The organism is Sorangium sp. So ce321 (assembly GCF_051530195.1).
GTDB lineage: Bacteria > Myxococcota_A > Polyangia > Polyangiales > Polyangiaceae > Sorangium.
The window spans coordinates 8,765,617-8,787,785 of sequence record NZ_CP150329.1 but is presented as its reverse complement, the minus strand read 5'-3'; the positions used below and the strand labels follow the sequence as shown (position 1 = coordinate 8,787,785).

The 22,169-nt window shown below is 70.9% G+C and carries 20 protein-coding genes and 1 tRNA gene; 7 read left to right on the top strand and 14 right to left on the bottom strand.

The window, feature by feature from the left end; genetic code table 11:
- Positions 1-15 precede the first annotated feature (15 nt).
- The 4 genes from WME89_RS32440 to WME89_RS32425 form a co-directional block, all read right to left on the bottom strand.
- Positions 16-198, bottom strand: coding sequence for a hypothetical protein (locus WME89_RS32440; RefSeq protein ID WP_438003536.1), 183 nt, complete (start codon positions 196-198; stop codon positions 16-18).
- 132 nt (positions 199-330) lie between these two features.
- Positions 331-402, bottom strand: a tRNA-Thr gene (locus WME89_RS32435).
- A gap of 106 nt (positions 403-508) precedes the next feature.
- Positions 509-1,438, bottom strand: coding sequence for an alpha/beta fold hydrolase (locus tag WME89_RS32430; RefSeq protein WP_438003535.1), 930 nt, complete (start codon positions 1,436-1,438; stop codon positions 509-511).
- Positions 1,439-1,497: 59 nt separating this feature from the next.
- A complete protein-coding gene (locus WME89_RS32425; protein ID WP_438003534.1) occupies positions 1,498-2,268 on the bottom strand; it encodes a peroxiredoxin in 771 nt (256 codons plus the stop codon).
- Between the two features lie 78 nt (positions 2,269-2,346).
- Between WME89_RS32425 and deoC the strand changes: the two genes are divergently transcribed.
- The 3 genes from deoC to WME89_RS32410 all read left to right on the top strand — a co-directional run bounded on the left by deoC (position 2,347) and on the right by WME89_RS32410 (position 5,917).
- Entirely contained in the window at positions 2,347-3,294 is a 948-nt protein-coding gene (gene deoC, locus WME89_RS32420; protein ID WP_438003533.1) for a deoxyribose-phosphate aldolase, read from the top strand.
- A 95-nt stretch (positions 3,295-3,389) separates the two neighbouring features.
- Positions 3,390-4,934, top strand: coding sequence for an aldehyde dehydrogenase family protein (locus WME89_RS32415; protein ID WP_438003532.1), 1,545 nt, complete (start codon positions 3,390-3,392; stop codon positions 4,932-4,934).
- 143 nt (positions 4,935-5,077) lie between these two features.
- A complete protein-coding gene (locus WME89_RS32410; protein WP_438012001.1) occupies positions 5,078-5,917 on the top strand; it encodes an aldehyde dehydrogenase family protein in 840 nt (279 codons plus the stop codon).
- Positions 5,918-5,941: 24 nt separating this feature from the next.
- Here WME89_RS32410 and fmt read toward each other — a convergent pair whose 3' ends face one another.
- Both fmt and WME89_RS32400 read right to left on the bottom strand, forming a co-directional pair.
- Positions 5,942-6,877 (bottom strand): methionyl-tRNA formyltransferase, encoded by a 936-nt coding sequence (gene fmt / locus WME89_RS32405; RefSeq protein ID WP_438003531.1) that lies wholly within the window; start codon positions 6,875-6,877, stop codon positions 5,942-5,944.
- A gap of 85 nt (positions 6,878-6,962) precedes the next feature.
- A complete protein-coding gene (locus WME89_RS32400; protein WP_438003530.1) occupies positions 6,963-7,775 on the bottom strand; it encodes a formylglycine-generating enzyme family protein in 813 nt (270 codons plus the stop codon).
- Positions 7,776-8,243: 468 nt separating this feature from the next.
- On the opposite strand from WME89_RS32400, the gene lon reads away from it, so the two are divergent.
- Together lon and WME89_RS32390 are read left to right on the top strand one after the other, a co-directional pair.
- Positions 8,244-10,697: an endopeptidase La gene (lon, locus tag WME89_RS32395; RefSeq protein ID WP_438003529.1), complete on the top strand. Its 2,454-nt coding sequence runs from the start codon at positions 8,244-8,246 to the stop codon at positions 10,695-10,697.
- A 237-nt stretch (positions 10,698-10,934) separates the two neighbouring features.
- Positions 10,935-12,101: an FHA domain-containing protein gene (locus tag WME89_RS32390; protein WP_438003528.1), complete on the top strand. Its 1,167-nt coding sequence runs from the start codon at positions 10,935-10,937 to the stop codon at positions 12,099-12,101.
- Between the two features lie 52 nt (positions 12,102-12,153).
- Here the strand turns inward: WME89_RS32390 and WME89_RS32385 are convergent, their stop codons facing one another.
- Together WME89_RS32385 and WME89_RS32380 are read right to left on the bottom strand one after the other, a co-directional pair.
- Positions 12,154-13,260, bottom strand: a complete 1,107-nt coding sequence (locus WME89_RS32385) for a hypothetical protein (RefSeq protein ID WP_438003527.1) — start codon at positions 13,258-13,260, stop codon at positions 12,154-12,156.
- A gap of 104 nt (positions 13,261-13,364) precedes the next feature.
- Positions 13,365-14,072, bottom strand: a complete 708-nt coding sequence (locus WME89_RS32380; RefSeq protein WP_438003526.1) for a hypothetical protein — start codon at positions 14,070-14,072, stop codon at positions 13,365-13,367.
- 258 nt (positions 14,073-14,330) lie between these two features.
- On the opposite strand from WME89_RS32380, the gene WME89_RS32375 reads away from it, so the two are divergent.
- A complete protein-coding gene (locus WME89_RS32375; RefSeq protein WP_438003525.1) occupies positions 14,331-14,936 on the top strand; it encodes a hypothetical protein in 606 nt (201 codons plus the stop codon).
- A 94-nt stretch (positions 14,937-15,030) separates the two neighbouring features.
- Here the strand turns inward: WME89_RS32375 and tssG are convergent, their stop codons facing one another.
- The 5 genes from tssG to tssD (WME89_RS32350) form a co-directional block, all read right to left on the bottom strand.
- The gene (gene tssG, locus WME89_RS32370; protein ID WP_438003524.1) at positions 15,031-16,131 is read right to left on the bottom strand and encodes a type VI secretion system baseplate subunit TssG; all 1,101 of its coding nucleotides are present in this window, start codon (positions 16,129-16,131) and stop codon (positions 15,031-15,033) included.
- Positions 16,128-17,897, bottom strand: coding sequence for a type VI secretion system baseplate subunit TssF (gene tssF, locus WME89_RS32365; RefSeq protein ID WP_438003523.1), 1,770 nt, complete (start codon positions 17,895-17,897; stop codon positions 16,128-16,130). The genes tssG and tssF overlap by 4 nt, the downstream gene beginning before the upstream one ends.
- A 73-nt stretch (positions 17,898-17,970) precedes the next feature.
- On the bottom strand, positions 17,971-18,390 hold the full coding sequence (tssE, locus tag WME89_RS32360; RefSeq protein WP_437661662.1) for a type VI secretion system baseplate subunit TssE: 420 nt from the start codon (positions 18,388-18,390) through the stop codon (positions 17,971-17,973).
- A 46-nt stretch (positions 18,391-18,436) separates the two neighbouring features.
- A complete protein-coding gene (gene tssD, locus WME89_RS32355) occupies positions 18,437-18,922 on the bottom strand; it encodes a type VI secretion system tube protein TssD (protein WP_438003522.1) in 486 nt (161 codons plus the stop codon).
- Between the two features lie 141 nt (positions 18,923-19,063).
- Positions 19,064-19,570, bottom strand: a complete 507-nt coding sequence (tssD, locus tag WME89_RS32350) for a type VI secretion system tube protein TssD (RefSeq protein ID WP_436622852.1) — start codon at positions 19,568-19,570, stop codon at positions 19,064-19,066.
- Between the two features lie 618 nt (positions 19,571-20,188).
- Here tssD (WME89_RS32350) and WME89_RS32345 point away from each other — a divergent pair.
- Positions 20,189-21,106 (top strand): hypothetical protein, encoded by a 918-nt coding sequence (locus WME89_RS32345; protein WP_437618423.1) that lies wholly within the window; start codon positions 20,189-20,191, stop codon positions 21,104-21,106.
- 294 nt (positions 21,107-21,400) lie between these two features.
- Here the strand turns inward: WME89_RS32345 and WME89_RS32340 are convergent, their stop codons facing one another.
- Positions 21,401-22,156: a hypothetical protein gene (locus WME89_RS32340; protein WP_438003521.1), complete on the bottom strand. Its 756-nt coding sequence runs from the start codon at positions 22,154-22,156 to the stop codon at positions 21,401-21,403.
- Positions 22,157-22,169: the final 13 nt, after the last annotated feature.

The following is a 22,169-nucleotide window of genomic DNA, read 5'->3' as shown; positions in this document are numbered from 1 at the left end:
GGAGCGAGCTCGGCTTCATGAGCGCAGGCTGCAATTACGATTCTTTTCGATACCGTGCTCGTCGTGCTGCTCGGGCCAGCGGATGACGCGGCCGGTGGCGGCGTTGCGCGGGCGCATCTCGACGCCTTCGACGAACTCCCACGCTCCGGACTCGACCCTCTTGCCGGTATCGTGACGGTGCTCCAGGAACACCGCCACGTGCTCGACAGAGCTGCGGTTTTCTGAACCGCAACACTCAGCGGTACAGACCCCTTGGAGAAGGAGCCTCATCGCACGCCAGCGGTCTTCTGCTCACCCCGCAGGTGAGCGTACACGCCGACAATCTCTTTGAGCCACCTTCGGGACTTGAACCCGAGACCTACGGTTTACGAAACCGTTGCTCTACCACTGAGCTAAGGTGGCACGCCTCTCGTCGAGGAGGCGCGCAGATTACCTATTCGCCCTGCCAAGTCAAGCGCTTTTATTCGCGCCCCTTGGAGCAGCCTCATCTTCCCCGTCACGTTCCCCGTCACGTTCCCCGGGTTTCCCCGGCTCCAGCTTCCCGCTGCGCCGGGCCCGAGCCCTCACCACCGCCGCGGCCGAAGAACTCCCGCAGCCGCTCCGCCAGCTCGCTCGCCGCCGACCAGTGCATCATGTGCCCCGCCTCCGGCAGCTCGACGTGCTCGGCGCGCGCGAGCCGCGCCGCCCGCTCCGCCTCATCCGGCGGGTGCCACCCGTGCGGCCCGCCGCTGACGACCAGCGTCGGGCACGCGATGCGCTCCAGGAACGCCATGAACGCCTCGGCCTGGAACATCAGCGGCGACGTCGTCCGGTGCACCGGATCGTACGCCCACGCGAGCCCTCCGTCCGGCTCCTCCCGCGTGAGCAGCGGCGCGCGCGTCACCAGCACCTCGCGCGGCACGCGCGCGTGGTTCGCCACGAGCCGCGCGATCGCGTCCTGCATCGACGAGAGCCGCCGCGGCCTCCGATCGATCCCCTTCATCTCGCGCAGCCACGTCTCCAGGCGCGTGACGGCCAGCTCGGTCGCGTTCGCCGGCGGCCCCATGCCCTCGAGCAGCGCCAGGCGCTCGACGCGGCCGGGGCACGCGCCTGCGTAGTACACCGCGACAGCGCCGCCCATCGAGTGGCCCACGACGCCGAGCCGCGCCGGCGCGAGCGCGTCGACGAGCGCCGCGACGTCCGCGATGTAGTCGGGGAAGTAGTAGTAGCTGCCCTCGCCGACGCGGGCGCTCCGGCCGAAGCCGCGCAGGTCGGGCGCGACGACGTCGTGCCCCGCCCGCGCGAGCGGCTCGGCCACGAGATCCCACGTGCTCCCGGCGTCGAGGAAGCCGTGGAGCAGCAGCAACGTCAGGCCGGTCGGCCGCGCGCCCTCGTCGCGGAAGCGATGGACGCACAGCTCCAGCCCGTTGACCTTCCAGGTGTCCGATGACCTTCGCACCACGCGCGTGCTCTCGCGTGCTCGTGCTCGCGTCAACTCCTCGCGCGAGCGAGGCGCCGTCACCTCTTCGCCGGCGTCGGCGCAGGCGCCGCCGGCGGCAGCATGGCCCCCGTCGCCACCGGCACGGCGGCGCCCGGCGCCGCTCCCGAGGGCACCGCGCCGGCGGCGCCCGGCGCCGCGCCCGCAGGGGCCGCGTCCGCGCCCGCCGGCGCCGCGCCGTCCGCGCCCGCCGGCGCCGCGCTGCCCGAACCCGCCGGCGCCACCGGGAGCGCGGCGCCCGTGAGCTGCGCGGCGTCCTTCAGCACGTCGTCCGCGTGCACCCCCGGATCCACGTCCGGGTACACCTTCGCGACCTTGCCGTCGGGATCGATCAGGAACGTCACGCGCGCCATCGTCCCGAGGCGCAGGGGCACGCCGAACGCGGTGGCCCACGTGTGATCGGTGTCGACCAGGATCGGGAACGGCAGCCGGTGCTCGGTCGAGAACGCCTCGTGCGACTCGCGGGTGTCGGCCGACACGCCGAAGACCTGCACGTTCGCCTGCTTGAAGCGATCCCACGCGTCGCGGAACGCGCACGCCTCCTCCGTGCAGCCCGGCGTCCCGTCCTTCGGATAGAAGTACACGACCACGGCCCGGCCCCGCTGGTCCGACAGCCGCTGGATCGCGCCGTGCTGATCGGCGGCGAACACGTCGGGCGCCGTAGCGCCGACCGGGAGTAGCCCTTGTCCACCGTCGGGTCGCTCGGCCGCGCCACACGCGAGCAGCGAGACAAAGGCAAAGACGACAGCAACAACGACAAAAACGAGGGCAGTCGGGAAGCGTCTCTTCATCAGAGCGCCACGTTAACACGCACTCGGTAGGATCGATCCGACGCTTCTGATACGTTGCGCCGACAGGAGACGAGACCGATGGCGATCTTCGGAGACGGCAGCGGCGCCGGCGCGGTGCGCCAGGGCAGGGGGATCACCTACCCCGATTTCTCTTCGCCTACCGTGGATAAGGTCATGGTCGAGGAGCGTGCAGCCGGGCTCGGCAAAAGGAGCATCAAGGGCCCGGCCAAGATCGCCGGCCTCAAGCTCGCCATTTCCATGATGGATCTCACCACCCTCGAGGGCAAAGACTCGCCGGGAAAAGTCCAACAGCTCTGCCAGAAGGCGCTGCGCCCCCACGAGCGCGCGGACATCCCTTCGTGTGCGGCGGTGTGCGTCTATCCCAAGCTCGTGCCCGTCGCCAAGCGAGCGGTCGAGGGCTCGACCGTCAAGGTGGCGAGTGTGGCGACAGCGTTCCCGAGCGGCCTGTCGACGCTGGAGGTGAAGCTGGCCGACGTGCGCCAGGCGGTCGAGCTCGGCGCAGACGAGATCGACATGGTGATCGACCGCGGCGCCATGCTCGCCGGCGAGTACGCCGCGGTCTACGACGAGATCGCCGCCACCAAGGAGGCCTGCGGGCAGGCGCACCTCAAGGTGATCCTGGAGACAGGCGAGCTCGGGAGCTACGACCGCGTCCGCAAGGCGAGCCGCATCGCGATGCTCGCCGGCGCCGACTTCATCAAGACCTCGACCGGGAAGATCACCCCGGCGGCGACGCCCCCGGTCACGCTGGTGATGCTGGAGGCGATCCGCGATCACGCGCACGCGACCGGCCAGCGCATCGGGATGAAGCCGGCCGGCGGCATCCGCACCGCGAAGCAGGCGCTCCACTACCTCGTCATGGTCAAGGAGACGCTCGGCGACGCCTGGCTCAGCAGCGATCTGTTCCGCTTCGGCGCGTCGACGCTCCTCAACGACGTGCTCATGCAGCTCGAGAAGGAGCGGACGGGCGTCTACCAGAGCGGCGACTATTTCAGCAAGGACTGACCGCGCGCGGCGCGGTGCGCCAGCCACGCGCGGCGCCGCCCCCTCCGGTGTTCAACCCGCGGCCGCGGGCGTCGACGTGGAGTAGAGTGCGCGGCATGAGCGACAAGAGCACCGCCGCGGCAGGCGGCGACGGGGGCTCGCCCCGGGGACCGATCGCCGCTCGGGACGCGAGCCCCGCGCGCGACGCGGCCGTCGTGTTCGGCGACGCGTGGCGCTACGCGCCGGCGCCCGAGGGGCGCGACCACGTCAAGATCGCGCCGCGTTACGACCTCTTCATCGGCGGCGCGTGGCGCGCCCCGGAGTCGGGCCGCTACCTCGACAGCGTCAACCCGTCGACCGAGGAGAAGCTCTGCGAGTTCGCCGAGGCCTCGGAGCGGGACGTCGACCTCGCCGTGCAGGCGGCCCGGGCTGCGTACGAGAAGCACTGGTCGCGCCTGCGCCCGCTCGATCGCGGCAAGTACATCTACCGCATCGCCCGCGCCCTCCAGGAGAAGGCGCGCGAGCTCGCGGTCGTCGAGTCGCTCGACGGTGGCAAGCCCATCAAGGAGTCCCGCGACGTCGACCTGCCGCTCGCCGCCGCGCACTTCTTCTACTACGCGGGCTGGGCCGACAAGCTCGACCACGCCTTCCCCGGGCGCGACCCGCGCCCGCTCGGCGTCGCGGGCCAGGTGATCCCGTGGAACTTCCCGCTCCTCATGGCGGCGTGGAAGCTCGCCCCGGCCCTCGCGGCGGGCAACACCTGCGTCCTCAAGCCCGCCGAGACGACGCCGCTCACCTCGCTCCTCCTCGCGAAGATCATCGAGGAGGCCGACCTCCCGCCCGGCGTCGTCAACGTCGTCACGGGCGCGGGCGCGACGGGCGCCGCGGTCGTCGGCCACCCCGGCGTCGACAAGGTCGCGTTCACCGGCTCGACCGAGGTCGGCAAGCGCATCCAGCGCGCGCTCGCCGGCACCGGCAAGAAGCTCACCCTCGAGCTCGGCGGCAAGGCGGCCAACATCGTCTTCGAGGACGCGCCGCTCGATCAGGCCGTCGAGGGCATCATCGGCGGCATCTTCTTCAACCAGGGGCACGTCTGCTGCGCGGGCTCGCGCCTCCTCGTCGAGGAGAGCGTCCACGACGCCCTCCTCCTCAAGCTGCGCGAGCGCATGGCGACCCTGCGCGTCGGCGATCCGCTCGACAAGAACACGGACGTCGGCGCCATCAACTCGCGGGCGCAGCTCGAGAAGATCCAGGAGCTCGTGGCGGCGGGCGAGCGCGAGGGGGCCGCGCGCTTCTCGGTGAGCTGCGCGCTCCCGCAGCGCGGCTACTGGTTCGCGCCGACGCTCTTCACGGGCGTCGCGCAGTCGCACCGGATCGCGCGTGAGGAGATCTTCGGCCCCGTGCTCTCCATCCTGACCTTCCGCACGCCCGAGGAGGCGATCGAGAAGGCGAACAACACGATGTACGGGCTGTCGGCCGGCGTCTGGACCGGCAAGGGCTCGAAGAGCTTCTGGGTCGCGCAGCGCCTGCGCGCGGGCGTCGTCTGGGCGAACACCTTCAACAAGTTCGACCCGAGCTCCCCGTTCGGCGGCTACAAGGAGAGCGGCTTCGGCCGCGAGGGCGGGCGCCAGGGGCTGCTCGCCTACCTCGAGGTGGACTGATGGCGCTCGGTAACCAGGACAGCGGCGGTGACGAGGGTCGCGCGTTGACCGACGCCGGCGAGGCCGCGCGCGGCCTGACGGACGCGCGGGCGGGCGGCCTCGCTGACGGGCGCGCGCGGGTCGGCGTGCGCAAGGCGTACAAGATGTTCGTGGGCGGCGCGTTCGTGCGCTCGGAGTCCGGGAGGTACACGCAGGTGCGCGATCACGGCGGCGCGGGCGCGGTCGAGAACATCCCGCGCGCGTCGCGCAAGGACGGGCGGGACGCGGTGCTCGCGGCCGCGGGCGCGTTCGGCGGCTGGTCGTCGCGCTCGGCCTTCAACCGCGGGCAGATCCTCTACCGCCTGGCCGAGATGCTCGAGGCGCGCCGCGCGGAGCTCGCGGCCTCGCTCGAGCGCGGCGGGCTCGACGCCGGCGCCGCGGAGCGCGAGGTCGTTTCGTCGATCGATCGCGCGGTCGCCTACGCGGGCTGGGCCGACAAGTACCAGAGCCTCTTCGCGAGCCTGAACCCCGTCGCCGGCCCGCACTTCACCTTCACGGTGCCCGAGCCGATGGGGGTCGTCGTCATCGCGGCGCCGCCGCGCCCGGCGCTCCTCGGGCTCGCGAGCTCCCTCCTGCCGGTGATCACCGCGGGCAACACCTGCGTCGTGCTCGCGAGCGAGGCGGACCCGCGCACCGCCCTCGTCTTCAGCGAGGCGCTCGCCACGAGCGATCTCCCGGGCGGCGTGGTCAACATCCTCACCGGCCAGCTCGCGGAGGTGCTGCCGCACCTCGCCGCGCACATGGAGGTCGCGGCGCTCGATCTGCACGGCGTGGACGCGGCGCTGGCGCGGCGCCTCGAGGAGGCGGCCGCCGCCACGGTCAAGCGCGTGCGCGCCCGCTCGCTCGACGAGGCCGCGTGGTTCGACGACAGGGCGGCGACGTCCCCCCGCTGGATCGAGCGGTTCGTCGAGATGAAGACGATCTGGCACCCGACGGGGCCGTGACGCTGGCGGCGCGCCGGGCGCGCCTCAGCTGCCGAGCACCATCCCCGTCTGCAGCGTCCGCCCGGCGACGAGGTCCGCCGCCGCGAGCGGCTTCCGCCCCTCGGCTTGCGCCCGCAGGATCTGGATCGCGCCCGCGCCGCAGGCGACGATCACGACGCCGCGGCCGGCCATGACGACGGTGCCCGGCGGCGCCTCTTCGCGCGCTGCCTCGCTCTCGACGCGCGCGGCCAGCACCTTGAGCGCCTTGCCGTCGATCGTCGTGAAGGCGCCCGGCCACGAGGTCATCCCGCGGATGTGATCGTGGAGCTGCCGGGCGCTCCGGTCCCACCGGATGCGCCCGTCCTCCTTCTTCAGGAGCGGCGCGTGCGTCGCCGCCCCGTGGTCCTGCGGCGTCGCCTCGATCTCGCCGCCGACCGCGCGGCGGAGGTCCTCGCGCACGACGCGCGCCGCGAGCGCCCCGAGCTCGACCGCGAGCTCGTCCGCGGTCGTGTCCGGGCCGATCGGCGTCCGGTGCACCGCGTAGACCGGCCCCGTGTCCATGCCCTCATCCATCTGCATCAGCGAGATGCCCGTCTCGGCCTCGCCCCCGACGATCGCCCAGGTGATCGGCGCGGCGCCGCGGTAGCGCGGCAGGATCGACGCGTGCAGGTTCATGCAGCCGCGCCGCGGCGCCTCGAGCACCGCCTTCGGCAGGATGCGCCCGTAGGCGATCACCAGCGCCACGTCGGCCTCGGCGTCCTTCACCCACGCGGCGAACTCGGGCGTGCGGATCTTCTCGGGCTGCACCACCGGGAGGCCGAGCTCCGCCGCCTTCACCTTCACCGGCGGCGCCTTCAGCTCGAGCCCGCGCCCCGCCGGCCGATCCGGCTGGCAGACGACGCCGACGACGTCCGCGACCGACGCGAGCGCCTCGAGCGAGGGCACGGCGATGGCGGGGGTTCCGAAGAAGAGCGCGCGCACGCCGTAGCTCTAGCAGGAGCTGCGCTTCGCCAGGCCGCCTTCTTGCTCCGCTTCCATCGCGGCGAGCTCGGCCGCTCCCGCGGCGTCAGGGCGGCGTCGCGGGTCGGCCGCTGCCGTCGCCCCCCGCCGCGCCGGGCGCGGGGCGAGGATCCGCGCAGCAGCGGAAGCCGGTCTCGTAGAAGACGAAGCTCGGCTCGTGCGCGTCGTTCGTCCCGCGGCAGCCTGTCCACGGCTTCGCCCAGAAGCCGCCCATGAGCGCGCCTGGCCACCGGCGGCCGCGGCGCGAGGCGACCCACTCCTCGACGTTGCCCATCATGTCGAAGATGCCGAACGCCGAGGCGCACCCGGGGTGGGAGCCGCTCGGGGCGCCCTGCCAGAGCCGCTCCACCTCGCGCCGCGCCACCTCGCCGGAGGCGCCGAGCTTCCGCTCGTCCACCTGCCGCCAGGCCTTGCCGCTGTTGCAGACAGCCTTGTCGACGCGCCAGCCGTAGACGAGGGGGCGCCGCTCGGGGCCCTCGCAAGCGAGCTCCCACTCCTGCTCGGCGCAGACGCGCTTGCCGCGCGCCGCGCACCAGGCGGTCGCCATGTCGAACGACTGCATGACGAGCGGCTTCGCGCCCCGCTGGTTCGGCGCCTCGAACTGGTCCATGCACACCGAGATCTCGGTCGTCGGCCCTTCCTCGGCGGTGATGTCCTCCCAGTACGCGAAGCAGTGCGTGGCCTTGCCGCTCTTGACCGGCTCGACGCAGACATGCTGCACCTCGTCATGGTGCGTGCCGGTGACGAGCCGCATGTCCGCCGGGCACGCCGCGCTGGGCCCGGGATCCAGGGGAGGGGCCGCTGGCAGGCCGAGCATCGCGATCGCGAGCGCGCCGAGGCCGAGCAGGGGATCGATCATCGTTCAGCGAGGGCTCCGGGGATCGCTCCGTTCCGAGCGCCGCGTCGACCAGGCTGCGCGGCGCGCGGCCTGGATGATGGTGGTGGCGACGCGAGCGCGACGACGAGACGCGCTTCTCCTCCGCCGTGGAGGAGACCCTGCGCTGGGTCGCGCGCGGGCGCGCCATGTGGTGACGGGCGTGACGGGCGTGACGTGCGTGACGGGCGAGCGCTGCAGGTCGGAGCTGACCGCAGCGTATCCTCATTCAAAAAAATGGCCAGGGCTGTGGCACGCGGCATGCGCCGTGTCTATGGTGAGCTCCCGTAGCCTCGCGGGCTGTCTTCACGCCAGCAGGGCTCCGCGTCGCACCATTCTCATCCGTCTGGATGCAAGCCAAGATGACCGGGGCGCGCGCGTTGACCGCGCGGCCCGGCCGCCGGTTCATGAAGGGGTTTACCTCCCCCGGTCGGGTGCCTAGAGGAGATCGCCATGTCCGAGAAAAAGAACCCGCCGATGCCGCCGCGCTCCGAGGAAGAGGTCGTCTTCGGCGACGAGCTGCCGGTCCTGCCGATTCGCAATGCGGTCCTGTTCCCGGGCGCCGTTGCGCCCTTCGATGTCGGCCGCGAGAAGTCGGTCGCGCTGGTCGAGGATGTCGACAACCTCCCCGGCCCGGTCATCGCGATCTTCGCCCAGCGCGATCCGTCGACCGACGATCCCGGGGCGGAAGACCTGTACCCGATGGGCTGCGCCGCCCGCGTTCTGAAGGCGCTCAAGCACAGCTCGGGCAACTACTCGCTGATCCTGCAGGGCCTCACGCGGATCCGGCTCGACACCGTCACGGCGCACACGCCGTACCTCCGCGCCAAGATCCGCCGCATGGATGAGCCGGCGACGGAGGACGTCGAGGCGGAGGCGCTCGCGATGAGCCTGCGCGACATCGCGAAGCAGGTCATCCAGCTGATGCCCGAGCTCCCGCGCGAGGCGGGCTCGCTGATCGACTCGATCCAGGCGCCCGGCGCGCTCGCCGATCTCGTCGCGGCCAACCTCGACGCGCCGGTCGAGGAGAAGGCGCAGCTCATCGAGACGATCGACGTCAAGGAGCGCATCCGCAAGGTGCTCCGGCTGCTCACGCGGCAGCTCGAGATCCTGAAGATGCGCGAGCGCATCAACTCCCAGATCAAGGAGGAGATGGGCAAGAACCAGCGCGAGTACGTGCTCCGCCAGCAGCTCAAGGCCATCAAGGAGGAGCTCGGCGAGGACGACGGCGATCAGGGCGACCTCGACGGGCTCGAGGACCGCATCGCGAAGGCGAACCTGCCGACCGAGGCGGAGACCGTCGCGAAGAAGCAGCTGAAGCGGCTGCGCACGATGCAGGTCGGGTCGGCCGAGTACACCGTGGTGCGGACGTACCTCGACTGGATCCTCGACGTGCCCTGGACGCAGTCGACGCAGGACAACCTCGACATCGGCAGCGTCCGCAAGGTGCTCGACGAGGATCACTACGGCCTGGAGAAGGTCAAGAAGCGCATCCTCGAGTACCTCGCGGTCCGCAAGCTGAAGCAGGACAAGAAGGGCCCGATCCTCTGCCTGCTCGGCCCGCCCGGCGTCGGCAAGACCTCGCTCGGCCGGAGCATCGCGCGCGCCCTCGGCCGCAAGTTCCACCGCGTCTCGCTCGGCGGCGTGCACGACGAGGCGGCGATCCGCGGCCACCGGCGCACCTACGTCGGCGCGCTCCCTGGCCAGATCATCCAGGGCATGAAGAAGTCGGGGACGATCAACCCGGTCTTCATGATGGATGAGGTGGACAAGATCGGGCACGACTTCCGCGGCGACCCCTCGGCGGCGCTGCTCGAGGTGCTCGACCCGGAGCAGAACAACACGTTCGCGGATCACTACCTGGAGATCCCGTACGACCTGTCGCACGTGATGTTCGTCGCGACCGCGAACGTGGCGGACCCGATCCCGCCGCCCCTCCGCGACCGCATGGAGATCCTGGAGATCCCCGGCTACACGCGGAAGGAGAAGCTCGCGATCGCGCGGCAGCACCTGCTCCCGAAGCAGCTGTCCGAGCACGGGCTCACGACCGAGCAGCTCGAGGTCACGGACAAGGCGCTGGAGGAGATCATCGATCACTACACGCGCGAGGCCGGCGTCCGCTCGCTCGAGCGGCAGATCGCGGGCGTCATCCGCGGCGTGGCGGTGAAGGTGGCGGAGGGCGACACGCAGAAGCGGCGCGTCGACAACGAGGACGACCTGCACGAGTTCCTCGGCGCGGCGAAGTACACGAGCGAGGTCGCCGAGCGCACCGCCGAGAGCGGCGTCGCGACGGGCCTCGCGTGGACGAGCGTCGGCGGGGAGATCCTCTTCATCGAGGCGACGCGGATGTACGGCACGGGCAAGCTCCAGCTGACCGGCCAGCTCGGCGACGTGATGAAGGAGTCGGCGCAGGCGGCGCTGTCCTTCGTGCGCAGCAACGCGGCGAAGTACAGCATCGCGAGGGACTTCCTCGAGAAGAGCGACCTGCACATCCACATCCCCGCCGGCGCGATGCCCAAGGACGGGCCGAGCGCGGGTGTGACGATGTTCACGGCGCTCGTCTCGCTCCTCACCGGGATCAAGGTCCGCCACGACGTCGCGATGACGGGCGAGATCACGCTGCGCGGCCGGGTGCTCCCGATCGGCGGCCTGAAGGAGAAGGTGCTGGCGGCGCACCGCGCCGGCATCAAGCGCATCATCGTCCCCGAGCGCAACCGGGCGGACCTCGAGGAGGTCCCGAAGGAGGTCGTGGACGAGCTGCAGTTCTTCTTCGTCAGCCGGATGGAGCAGGTCCTGGAGGCCGCGCTCGAGCGGCTGCCTGAGCCCGCGCCCGTGACCGAGGAGTCGAAGGACGGCGAGAAGAAGGACCTCGAGAAGTCGGAGAAGAGCTCGATCGCCAGCAACTGATCCCCTGAGCGATCCGTCTCCGTGGGCGCCGCGCGGCATGAACGCGCGGCGCTTTTTTTTGTCGGCCTGTCCATCAGGGAGGGCGGCGGCGCGGTGACTGCCGCCCTCCGCGGGGTGCCCTCCGCCTCAGCCGCGCTCCGCGGGACATCTCCGCCTCTCAGCCGCTCTCCTCTCGACGGATGTCAAGCGAATCGGTAGCCTCGTCGGCGCATGAGGCCGTGTCCGAACTGCGCGTGGATGCTCAAGGAGACCGACGCAGCCTGCACGATGTGTGGCGCGAGCGTGGCTGGCGCCGCCCCTGGAGCCTCTGTCCCGGTCGCGGCTCCGCCGCCGGTGCAGGCGGGGGGCGCCTATGCTCCGCCCGGCCCTGCGGGTTATCCTGGGCAGCCGGTCATCTCCGGCTATGGCGGCCCGGTGCCGCAGCCTGTGTCGCCAGGCTACGCCGCCGTGGGAGGCGTGCAGGGCGCCTATCCGCCGCCGCCTCAGCCGGTCGGGATCGGGGCGCATGGCTCGCCGGGGGGCGGCGTCCCGTTCTCGACGGGCGCGGAAGCGCCGTTCCCTGTCTCTCCCTGGGCGCGCGCGGCACCCTCGGCGGGGCTCACGTCGCAGCCGTCGTCTCCCCCGGTGAACACGCCGGGTGTCATGCCGGCCCAGCCGCCGCTCGCGTCGCCCATCCCTGGAATCGTGCCCGGCGCAGCGGTCGGCGGGGCGATGGGGCCGCAGCCTGTGTCGCAGGCGCCGGTCTTCGGCGCGCCGCCGCAGATGGTCGCGCCCCCGCCGATGGTCGTGCCGACGGGGACGCCGGGGCTCGTGGCGCCTCCCCCGATGGTGCAGCAGGGCGGAGCTGTCGCGCCGCCGCCGTTCGTGCAGGGCGGGGGGCCCGGGGTCGTGCCGACGGGGACGCCGGGGCTCGTGGCGCCTCCGCCGATGGTGCAGGGCGGAGCTGTCGCGCCGCCGCCGCTCGTGCAGGGCGGGGGGCCCGCGGCCGTGCAGGGCAGGGCGCCGGCGATCGTCGCGCCGCAGGTCGTTCAGGGCGCGGTCCCGGGCGTGGTGCAGCCGGTCTCGGCGCAGCCCTCGCGCGTCCTCGTCGGCTTCATCGTGACGTTCCAGAACGACCCTGGGGGCAGCTTCTGGCCGATCTACAGCGGCCGCACCCAGATCGGGCGCGCCGGGGCGGACCCCGCGACCGAGATCGGGCTCCCCGACGCGAGCGCCTCCTCGCGCCACGCGTCGCTCCACGCGGACCCGACGACGGGTCAGGCCTTCATCGAGGACGACGGCTCACGGAACGGCACCTTCGTCAACGAGCAGCGCCTCGCGCAGGGCGAGCGCCGTCAGCTGCGCGACAACGACCGGCTGCGGCTCGGGAGCACGACGTTCGTGGTGAAGGTGCTGGTGGCGTGAGCGCAGAGGAGGGCGACGTGGCAGGCGCCCCAGCTCTCTAGCTACGCGTAGGCTACTGTCCGCCTGCGCCGGCGGTACCCTCTGTGCCACCGGCGCCGCCTGCGCCGCCCGCGCCGGTCTCCACCTTCTGGCACTTGCGGAAGCCGTCCTCGACTTCACAGATCCCGGACGTGCAGTCGTCCTTCGAGACACAGGACTGTCCGTCGTCGCAGCGCGCTGCGCAGAGCGTCCCGCCGCAGTCGACATCGGTCTCCAGCCCGTCCTTCTCCCCATTGAAGCAGAGCGGCGCAGGGGCTGGAATGCTGCATTCGAAGTAGTTGACCGTATCGGCCTTGGTGCTCGTGCCGTCTGCCGCCGGCGCGCTCGGAGGGTAGTGGATGCTGAACCTGATGAAGCCTGCGAACTCCTCCGTATCCGTCGGATCCATCGTCGGTGGGGGCTGGTTGCCCGGGCTCGCCTCGAGCACGGCCTTCGGCAGCAGGCCCACCTGGTCGCTGCACTTCTTCTCGGCGTCGAGCCGGTTGAAATGGTGCGACGTGCCGTCTGCGCAGCTCACATCGAGGGTGTCCCGACCCTCCGGCGTCGTGATGGTGACTGTCCCACCGATCACGCTGACAGCACCGGCGGCGGCGCCGCTGCCGCCGCCACCACTGCCGCCGCCACCTCCTCCGGTGTCGCCGCCGCCGCCGTCGTCGCCGCTGCCGTCGTCGCACTGAGGGAGGGCGCCCCCGGAGCCCCCGGAGCCCCCGGCGTTCTCGGGCTCGCCGCACGGATCGATCGTCACCGAGTAGGTGAACTCCCCCGAGTACGTGAATGCGCCGCACTCCCGCGCTTGGGCGTCGATGCGCTTGAAGGAGACGGTCGTCGGGGGGAGCGCCGCGACGTCGAGCGGCGGATCGAAGACGACCTGCCCACCGCTGGTCAGGAAGCAGACGTCAAGCGTCTCTCGGCTGGCAAAGGTGCCCTTCAGCGTCTGCCCGTCGGCCTGTATCCCGCAGCGATCGCCGATCTCGCGATGAAAGTCCGCGTAGCAGCTGTCCGGATCCTTGAGGAACGCGCAGATGTTCTCGAACTCCTCGCCGCAGCCGGGCACGGTGACGGCTGCGGCCGTGACGAGGAGCGGACACACGGCGGCGGCGAGCATGACGTAACGGCGCATGGGCGCAGTCTACGCGGTCTCCCCGCGGGTGGGCCAGATCCGCCGAGGCCGCCAGGCAGGGCGGCAGCGGCGTGCGTCTCTGCCCCCGCCGCCGGCGGCTCCGCTCACAGCTCGGCGTAGGGCCCAGGGACCACGTACGCGTCGTCGTTGCCCGCGTAGGTGAACACCCCCCAGCAGACGAGCTTGTACTTGATCGCGAACGCCATCGCCTCCCGCAGGCTCGCCTTCGGCGCGAGCACGGCGAGGTTCGAGCGGCGGACGCCCCACCAGCCCGGGCCATGCTGCAGCACGGCGTCGTGCAGATCCTGCGTCGCGTGCTTCGAGTCCTCCAGCACCGCGAGGCGCAACCGGACGAAGGACTTGTCGCTCGCGGGGAAGTCGAACCAGTACAGGTTCGACCTCGCCTGCTTCGGGGCGATGCTCCCGGCGCCCTGCGCCGAGAGGAAGCGGCTGAGATCCTCGGGCGAGAGCTTCTGGGTGACCGGGTGCGTGTCGACGTCCTTGCACGTCTCGGGGCCGACCTTGAACTTGCCCAGCGTGAGCGACGGATCGGGGCCGTTCTCCGGCGTCAAGAGGAACCGATCGGGGTCGGGCAGGTCGCTCGGGTACTCGACGCCGGCGTCGATGCCGCTGCACGCCGGGACCCCCAGCGCGAGCGCGAGGGCCGCGGCGCGCGCTGGGCGCCGGGGCGCGCGGCGGCTCGGCGCCGGACGCTCGCGATGGGGGCTCATGCGGAAGGGGGGGCACGGCGCGCTCGCCGCCGGTGCTCCGGCGGGCACGCCCTCGCGGCTCGGTTTGCTTTCGTTCGACATGGCTCTCTCGCGGCATCTGGGGCACCGCCTCGATCGGCGGGCGCAGCGCTGCCCGGGCCGGGCAATCATTCAATGCCGGGTGCCCCGAGGGCAAACTCCTCTGCGAACATTTGGCTGGCGCGCCCCCGCTGGCCTAGAGTTCGCTCGATGAGGCACCTCGGAACGCCGACGCTCGCGCACGCCCTCGCCCTCCGCGCCCGGCGTCCGCCCGCAGCCGCGCTAGCCGCCCTAGCACGCGCCGGAGCGTCCTTCGCCGCCGTGGCCGCGATCGCGCTGCTCGCCGGCTGCGGCGGGTCGCCCACCGCGCCGAAGCAGGACGACGTCTTCTACCTCCACGGCGCGGCCGGCGCCCTGAGCAGGGACTCGAGCTTCGAGGTGTACTTCCCGCCGCTCGACGCCCCGGCGACGGAGCGGGTGCCCCGCAGGATCGGCGTGGGCCTCATGAACGGCGACGTCCGCATGAGCCGCCCGATGGACTGGAACGTCGGCGGCGCGGACTACACGCCCGAGCGCCGCTTCATCACGTACCAGTCGCCGCGGCAGTTCCTGTTCTCGATCTACGAGCGCATCGACAGCCCCGAGGACCCGTGGCCCGACGTGCTCAAGCGCTACGAGGCAGACCTCGAGGAGCAGGGCGCGACGATCCTCTCCGGCCGCGCGCCCGTGGCGACCGCGAACACGCAGGGGCGCAGCTACCTGGTCAAGGCGAAGATCCCCTCGAAGCCGGTCTCCGAGGCCTTCGCCCACGAGGTCCTCATCCGGAGCCCCCGCCGTGTCCTGCTCGTGCAGATCGTGCACCACCAGAACGTCGACGCGAACGCCGACGAGATCACGGCGGCGCTGCAGAGCCTCACCGTCTACTGAGCGCGTAGCGCCGCGACCGCCGCGCGCCGAGCGCCGCACGCGCCGCGATGGCCGCCCCAGCCCGGCGGCCCGACGCGGCTCCGCCCGGCGTCGCTCACATCGGCGGGGGCTCGCCCCGGTCCTCGTCGTCCCCGTCGTCGCTGCCCGCGAGGTGCTTGTCGTCGAGCGGGATCGTGATCACGAGCCGCTCGGCCGCTGAGCCGCCGATCCACGCGGTGCGCTTGAGCGTCGCGGCGCGCGGAGAGCCGAGCTGGAACCGGGGCGCCTCCTCCGTGTCCACGTGGATCTCGAGCATCACGTCGTGGATGCCCGGCGTGAACGTCTCGATGATGCCGCGGACGAGCTCCTGGCGATGGCCCCCGGGCAAGAAGGAGAGGTACTCGTCGTAGCCGACCGGACCGAGCACGACCTTGTAGCGGCCCGACCCGTCGAACACGTAGCGCCCCAGCGTCAGGCTCTCGCCGAGCTGGTGGTTCATCACGCCGAGCTTGTTCCTGAACGGCTTCTCGATCTTCGTCCAGTGGCCGATGAACTGCTCGATCCGCACGTCGATGTCGCCGAGCATCTCGGACAGCACGGTCTCGAGGTTCCTCGCCGAGCGCGACTTCGAGGCGAGGATGGGCGCGTAGCGGAGGAAGAAGAAGCGATCGAGCGGCGTCTCGTAGTCGCGGAACCCGTCGAGGCCGACCGCGCAGAGCATCCGGCGCGAGAAGGGGTCGGCGCCCTGCTTGCGGTAGGTGACCGGCAGCCGGTACTTGGTCCACGCGCGGTAGAGGAGCGACAGGAGCCGGTGGTGGAAGACGTCGAGGAGCTCGCGGATCGGCTGCGGCCCGCCCTGGTAGTCGGCCAGCGCGATCTGCTCGATGAAGTACGCCGGCAGCGGCGACACCGAGCCGTACAGGCCGAGGAACGTGGTCGAGACGCGCGCGCGCTGGACAGCGTCCGGGGACTTGACGACCGCGAGCTCGCTCACGTCGCTCGACGCGAAGACGAGCGACGGATCGCCGCGCAGCCGGATGCGCTCGTCCTGCACGGGCCCGAGCTGGCCCACCGGCGGCGAGGCGGGGAAGGTCCGCTCGAGCAGGTAGATGAGGCGGTAATACGAGAAGCGCGGCGCGGTCGCCGCGAAGCCCTGGACCGCCTCCAGCGCGGCGGGCTCGGCGCTCGCGGCGCCTCTCGGCGCAGCGGCCTTCAAATCAGGGTCAGGCTGCCGCTCTTCGGCTCCCATTTGTGCACCACGCGTGTGTTCGTGCCGGTGACCGTCAGCTGCGTGAACGAGTTCAACGAGACGTAGGACCCGAGCATCTCGTTCAGGATGCTCGCGAACAGGTACATCTCCCCCTCGCCGACGAACCCGCCCTCATCGAGCTCGATGTCGACCGCCACGCCGCGGACGGGCGCGCCACGGTACAGCCGATCGGTCGGACGCACCCGGATCGACTTGATCGCGGCCAGGCGGAGCTGGTTCGCGCGCGCGGCCTGGCGATCGACGATCGCCTGGAAATTGTAGAGATCGACCGTCGCTCGGAGCACCTCGAGCTCGGTGATCGAGCGGTAGCTCATCGCCATGTGCGCGAGCACGCGCCACTGCAGCTCGCGCCCTATCGGCGGCGGGAGCGGCGCGGTGACGCCGGTGAGGTTGGTGAAGCTCGCCACGGCGGGAGAGGTCGCCGTCGGCACCCTGAGGTCGCCCGTCTTCAGCTGCGCCGGCAGGCGGCGGTTCGTGCTCGTCGCCTCGATGCTGATCACGTCGAACTCGGGGAGGGCCCCCGCGTCCTGCGGGGAGCCGAACGACAGGTACATGTCGATGCCGTCGCCGATCGCGGCCGGGCGGAGGTGCGCCTGGTAGAAGATCGTCCGCGCCGCGGCCTCGGGATCGAGCTCGTGCTGGAAGCTGAAGAACGAGGGGATCTCGACGCGCTGGCTGGTGCGCCGGGCGATCCCGACGACCTTGTCGATGCTGTGGATCTCGAAGGCGGAGGGCGCCGCGCCCGCCGGACGGCAGAGGTACTCGTGCTTGGTGGCCTCGGGCTTGATCGGATCGCTCGTGTGATCGAACAGGTTCACGACCGGCGAGCAGAACAGCCGGATGTTCTCCCTGCTGACCCGGGTCCCCGGCGGGAGCCCGTCCTTGAACTGCAGCAGGATCGCGAATCGATCGGAGATCCGCTCCGCCGAGAGGGCCTGCAGGCCGGTCACCTCGAAGAACGCGAACTTCTGCGGGAGCGTGAAGAACTCCTGGAGCAGCCGGAAGCCGGGGTAGACCGTCTTCGGGTACGGGATCAGCGCCTCTTCGTCGGTGAAGCCCGTGAGCCGCACGGAGCGCGCCGGCAGCGACGCGATCGTCGTGTCGCGCCCCGCGGCGTCGACCGCGGCGAGCGCGACGGCATCGACGTGCGCGCCTACCCAGAGGCGGAGATCGTCCTGGAGCCTGCGCTCGCCGTGGATGTAGAAGCGGAGCGAGGAGAGCGACAGGCCCGAGAGCGCGGCGCCCCCGGTCAGGCGGAGCTCGATGCGGAGCGTCTGCGCGAGCTGCGCGCCCGTGTCGACGCGCACGTCCTCCACCGCGAGCGGGACGAGCTCGACGTCCTGGGTCGTGCGGAAGCGGCACGAGACGCCGTCGACCGGCACCGACCCGACCTCCGCGTGCCGGCCCACGACGAGCTTCTCGCGCACCACGTTCGGCAGCGGCGTGAACTCGATGATCGACGTCGCCGGGATCTGACGGAGGTAGTGCGGAAAGAGCAGCGACGCGACCGAGTGGATCACCTCGGGGAGCTCGTCGTCGAGCTTCTGACGGATCTTGCCCGTCAGGAAGGCGACGCCCTCGAGCAGCCGCTCGACGTCGGGGTCGCCGCCGCGCTCCGCGAGCATCGGCGCGATCCCGGGGTAGGCGGCCGCGAACTCCCGCCCCAGATCCCGCAGGTAGGTGAGCTCGTCCTGGTAGTACTTGTTGAACATCCTCTCGCCACCGCCAGTCGACCGCCGGGGCCGGGGCCTGTCAACCGCCGTGAGCCCGGCCGCCTGACAGACGCTACGTCATCCGGACGTTGCCGCTCTGGTCCACCGCGGCGCCGAGCCGGAGCGCCTGGCGCCGGCCGTCGGGAAACTGGATCTGCGCGGTGATCTCGAACTCGAGGATCATCGACTGCACCGAGTCGCCGCGCATGTGCCGGACCTGCACGTTCTTCAGCCGTGGCTCGTAGGCCTGGATGCAGTTCTTGAGCGAGCGCTGCACCAGGCCGATCGCCTCGGGGAACTCGTGCAACACCTCGGAGACCTCCATGAGGCCGTAGTCAGGGCAGGTCAGCGAGCTGCCCTGGCGCGTGTTCAGCATGTGCCCGAGGTGCGTCAGGATGGCCGACTCGAGGTCGTGATCCCGGTAGGTGCGCCGCTCCGTCGAGTGCGGGTCGGCCGCGTGCGTGATCCGGGTGAGGAGCGATGCGCCAGCCATGGCACCAGCGTAGATCAGCTCGCGCCTCGAGCGGAAGCCCGCCCGCTCAGCGCGGCGTGAGCCAGTCGTCCTCGGCCGAGACGTTCCCGTCGTTCCAGGTCCAGATGATCCTCTGGTACGTGAACGCGACCTCCTCCTGCTCGGGCATCCGCGCATGAGTCCGGTTCCGCACGTTGAGCATGTGGAAATGCATGCTCGAGATGTTCGCGTTCGTGAGCTGGACCGTGAAGGCCGGCCGCTCGACGCCCGTCGCCATCGACCTGTAGAACTGGAGCTCCCAGCGATCGATGTTCTCGTTGTGGCTGAGGATGCTGAGGAGGAGCGGGGTGGACCGATCGAGGTCCTTCGTGATGACGAAGGGCTTGTGCATGCGCTTGCCCGTCGGGCGCCCTGTCACCGGATCGCGCGGGCCCACCAGGCTGTGGAAGACCCCGGTGACCAGGATCGTGCCTTCACGGCCCTTCTGGGTGACGGAGCCCCTGACCTCCCCCTGCCTTGTTCCGACGATTCTGAGGTAGGCGTGGAGGGCCATGCCAGGATTCTGCTCCTACTGCGCGTGATGGCCATCCATGAACATGAGAACCCCAGCACTGGCCGGTCTGTCCGGTACGACAAACGTGGCCGGGCGACCCGAAGGCCGCCCGGCGTGAGAACCATCAGAGACGGGCAGCGCTCAGTTCGGCGTCTCCCAGTCGTCCGTCGCCTCGCGGGCGCCGTCGCCGTCGTCGTACGACCACACGATCTTCTGGTAGGTGAACGCGATCCGCTCGTACTCGGGGGCCTGCGCCTCACCGGGCTTGCGGGTGTTCTCCATGATGAAGTCGATGCTCGCGACCGTCGCGTTGATGAGCTTCACCGTGTAGTGGTTCTGCTCCTTGCCGACGTTCTTGGAGGCCGCGGTGCCCGGCGTGTAGAACTTGAGCTCAAACTCCGAGATGCTCTCGTTGTTGACCAGGGCGTTGTAAAGAAGGGGGGTCGACTTGTCGAGCTCCTTCGTGATGACGAAGGGCTTGTGCTGGCGCTTGCCGCTGGGCATGCCGGTCGCCGGATCACGCGGGCTCACGACCGAGTGGTGCACCTGGATGACAGCGATGGTCTTCTCGCGACCCTTCTGCGTGATCGAGCCGTCGATGGGACCCTGCGTGAGACCCTTCACCTTGAGATGAGCTTGCAACGCCATGTTCAGATGCCTCTACCTTCAAGGACTCGCCTCCTGGACTCAGTCTACGCCCCATTGCGCGCTGGCAGAAGGTCCGCCCCCTCTGGAGTAGGAGTTCGGATTCTTCGAGATAAGGCTCGCACCGTATCTCTATCCCTGTTCATCGCAGGGAGTCCCGAAGGTAACTCCCTAGATGGGAGCGTCAAGACTTTTGTGGCCCAGAAAGCGCGCTCCTTCTGCTCTCCATCGGTCCGCAATATTACATCGCGTCCATCCGTTTCCATCCGTCTCCATCGCCTTCCATGTGCTTCCGCCTGCTTGCATCGGCTTCGGTTCGGCTCCGCGCGTTCCGCGCGGCTCCGCTTCGATGACGAGACGTGGTCGTGTCGAGCGGGTTGCGGGCGTTGTGGGCGACGTGACGACGCGCGATCCGACGCCTGGATCCTGGGGTGGGCGCGACAGCCGACATGGGGAACAAGGTGGCCTGGCCAGCCAACGGCGCTGGCCGGCCACTGTGGCCAGCCAACGGCGCTGGCCGGCCGCAGTGGCCGGCCAACGGGCCTGGCCGGCCACAGTGGCCGGCCAGGGCGTTAGGTCGCGAACTCGCCTCGGCGAGGCCTTGCATGATACGAAGGGCGCGTGAGCATCGTTCGCTTCGGCTACCTCGTCGGCCTGGGGCTCGCCGCCGCCCTCGCGGGCTGCGGTTCGTACCCCGAGCAGCCGCACGGCGAGCTGCAGACACGCAAGCAGAACCCGATTCCCGTGTGCACCGCCCAGCTCCCGCCCGCGCGGCGCGCGGCGGGGGAAAAGGCGGCCGTCCGCACCCTCGACGCCGACGAGTGGCTCGGGATCGTCGTCCCGGGCTACAGCGAGGAGCGCGGCATCGGGCCGACCGACGTCGATTGCACCGGCCACTACGTGTTCGCCAACGAGACGCTGCGCGGCGGCATCTCCAGGTCGGGCTGGCCGCGCAAGATCGACCCGGACGAGGTCGAGATCCGCTCCGGGCCGGAGGGGCTGCGCGCCGTCTGGGTGCGCGTGCTCAAGTTCGAGAACGGCGACGAAGGCGGGCTCGTCGCGCTGGTGCGCGCGGCCGGCGATCGCGCGGACGTCTACGGCGTCGGCAGCTTCCGCGCGCCCGCCAAGGGGACCAGGCTGTCCCCGGTGCGCCTCGGCAACGACAACCTCGTCGTGGCCGAGACGAAGAACTGCCCCGATCCCGACGACTGCAGGCAGCGAGCCCACTTCTACCTGGCGCGGAGGGGGCGGCTGATCGAGGCGGCCTCCGTCGACCTGGAGCGCACCGCGGTCGTCCCCTCGGTCACCGAGCGCGGGCTCTACGCACGGTACGTGCTGCGCACCGACGTCTCGTACAAGCCGAACGGCATCCAGCTGCTCGAGCAGGTGCGGGTGAAGATCGTGAAGTCCGAGAACGGCAACCGCGACAGCGACCGTGAGCTCCGCCGCGTGGAGTTCCAGCGCTTCCTCCGGGTGGAGCGGGATACGCTCTTCTCGTCGAACGATCCGCTCTGGGAGCGCGTCGTCGGACAGGACTAGAACAGCAGCGGCGGCCCTGGGGACGGGGGTGGAGCGCGGGGGGCGGGCGGGGGCCCGCCGGACTCGCAGGACGCGCGCATCGCCCGCGCAGGGCGCGACGAGGCGCGCGTGCATCTGCTCGGACATCGGCCCGTCTCCGCCCGCCCCTCCGGCGCTCCACCCCCGTCCCCAGGGCGGCTCCACCGAGGAAAGGGGGGAGGGGGGCCGTCCTGGCGGTGCGGCCTTGTGCTGTCTGGAGACGGAAGAGGGGGTATCCGCCGGCGAGAGCATCGTCTCGCCGGCGGGGAGCGGTAGCTACCAGCAGAAAAGCGCGTTGCCGTAACCGCAGTTCGGAGGCTGGAACATCGCATAAGCGGTGCCGATGGCGAGGCCGCTGAGGAAGCCGGTGACGCCGCCGATCGCGATCTGGCCGGCGTCCTCGTAGGCCTCCGCGCTGCCAGGAGCGACGCCGCGGGCGATCGAGGTGACGACCGAGGCCGTGAGGGGGAAGGCCACGTTGCCGATGAAACCGCCGGCGTTGAAGCGGCCGGACGAGTAACGGAACGTGTCGACCAGGAAGATGCCGGTGCCCGCGCCCGTCGCACCCCACGAGGCGAAGGCGTGCGTCGAAGGGCCGCCGAAGGACTTGCATTCCGAGCTGGACAGGGCCGTCTTCGTCTCCTCGACGCTGCAGCCGGGGCGCGTCGACTCGATCGCGTCCTTGATCGGCAGGTCCACGAGCAGCGTCAGCGCGGTCATCGTCATGGCAGGCGCCAGGACCGAGAAATGCCAGCGCCCCTTCCAGCCGACCGTGGACTCGGGATCGCTGTAATAAACGCGCGGCATCAGGAAAACGGCCGAGGTTCCCAGCACGAGGCTCACGTCCGAGACCGTGCCCCAGTTCTCATCGCGCGTTACCTGCGCAGCCGCCTCGCTCGGCGCGAGGACGCACGCGGCCACGGCCAGACAACCTGCTGCTACGACTTTCTCCCTGATTCGCATGAACGGCGCCTCGCGTTCGGCTGCGCCACCGGCGAAGGTTCGGCGAGCACAAGGCGCGGCTCGCCGCACGAAGCCCCGCCGT

Excerpts from the sequence above, each read along its gene's own strand:
- WME89_RS32425 (WP_438003534.1), bottom strand. The coding sequence starts at position 2,268 with ATGAAGAGACGCTTCCCGACTGCCCTCGTTTTTGTCGTTGTTGCTGTC.
- deoC (WP_438003533.1), top strand. The coding sequence starts at position 2,347 with ATGGCGATCTTCGGAGACGGCAGCGGCGCCGGCGCGGTGCGCCAGGGC.
- WME89_RS32415 (WP_438003532.1), top strand. The coding sequence starts at position 3,390 with ATGAGCGACAAGAGCACCGCCGCGGCAGGCGGCGACGGGGGCTCGCCC.
- WME89_RS32410 (WP_438012001.1), top strand. The coding sequence starts at position 5,078 with ATGTTCGTGGGCGGCGCGTTCGTGCGCTCGGAGTCCGGGAGGTACACG.
- WME89_RS32400 (WP_438003530.1), bottom strand. The coding sequence starts at position 7,775 with ATGATCGATCCCCTGCTCGGCCTCGGCGCGCTCGCGATCGCGATGCTC.
- lon (WP_438003529.1), top strand. The coding sequence starts at position 8,244 with ATGTCCGAGAAAAAGAACCCGCCGATGCCGCCGCGCTCCGAGGAAGAG.
- WME89_RS32390 (WP_438003528.1), top strand. The coding sequence starts at position 10,935 with ATGCTCAAGGAGACCGACGCAGCCTGCACGATGTGTGGCGCGAGCGTG.
- WME89_RS32385 (WP_438003527.1), bottom strand. The coding sequence starts at position 13,260 with ATGCGCCGTTACGTCATGCTCGCCGCCGCCGTGTGTCCGCTCCTCGTC.
- WME89_RS32380 (WP_438003526.1), bottom strand. The coding sequence starts at position 14,072 with ATGTCGAACGAAAGCAAACCGAGCCGCGAGGGCGTGCCCGCCGGAGCA.
- tssF (WP_438003523.1), bottom strand. The coding sequence starts at position 17,897 with ATGTTCAACAAGTACTACCAGGACGAGCTCACCTACCTGCGGGATCTG.
- tssE (WP_437661662.1), bottom strand. The coding sequence starts at position 18,390 with ATGGCTGGCGCATCGCTCCTCACCCGGATCACGCACGCGGCCGACCCG.
- tssD (WP_438003522.1), bottom strand. The coding sequence starts at position 18,922 with ATGGCCCTCCACGCCTACCTCAGAATCGTCGGAACAAGGCAGGGGGAG.
- tssD (WP_436622852.1), bottom strand. The coding sequence starts at position 19,570 with ATGGCGTTGCAAGCTCATCTCAAGGTGAAGGGTCTCACGCAGGGTCCC.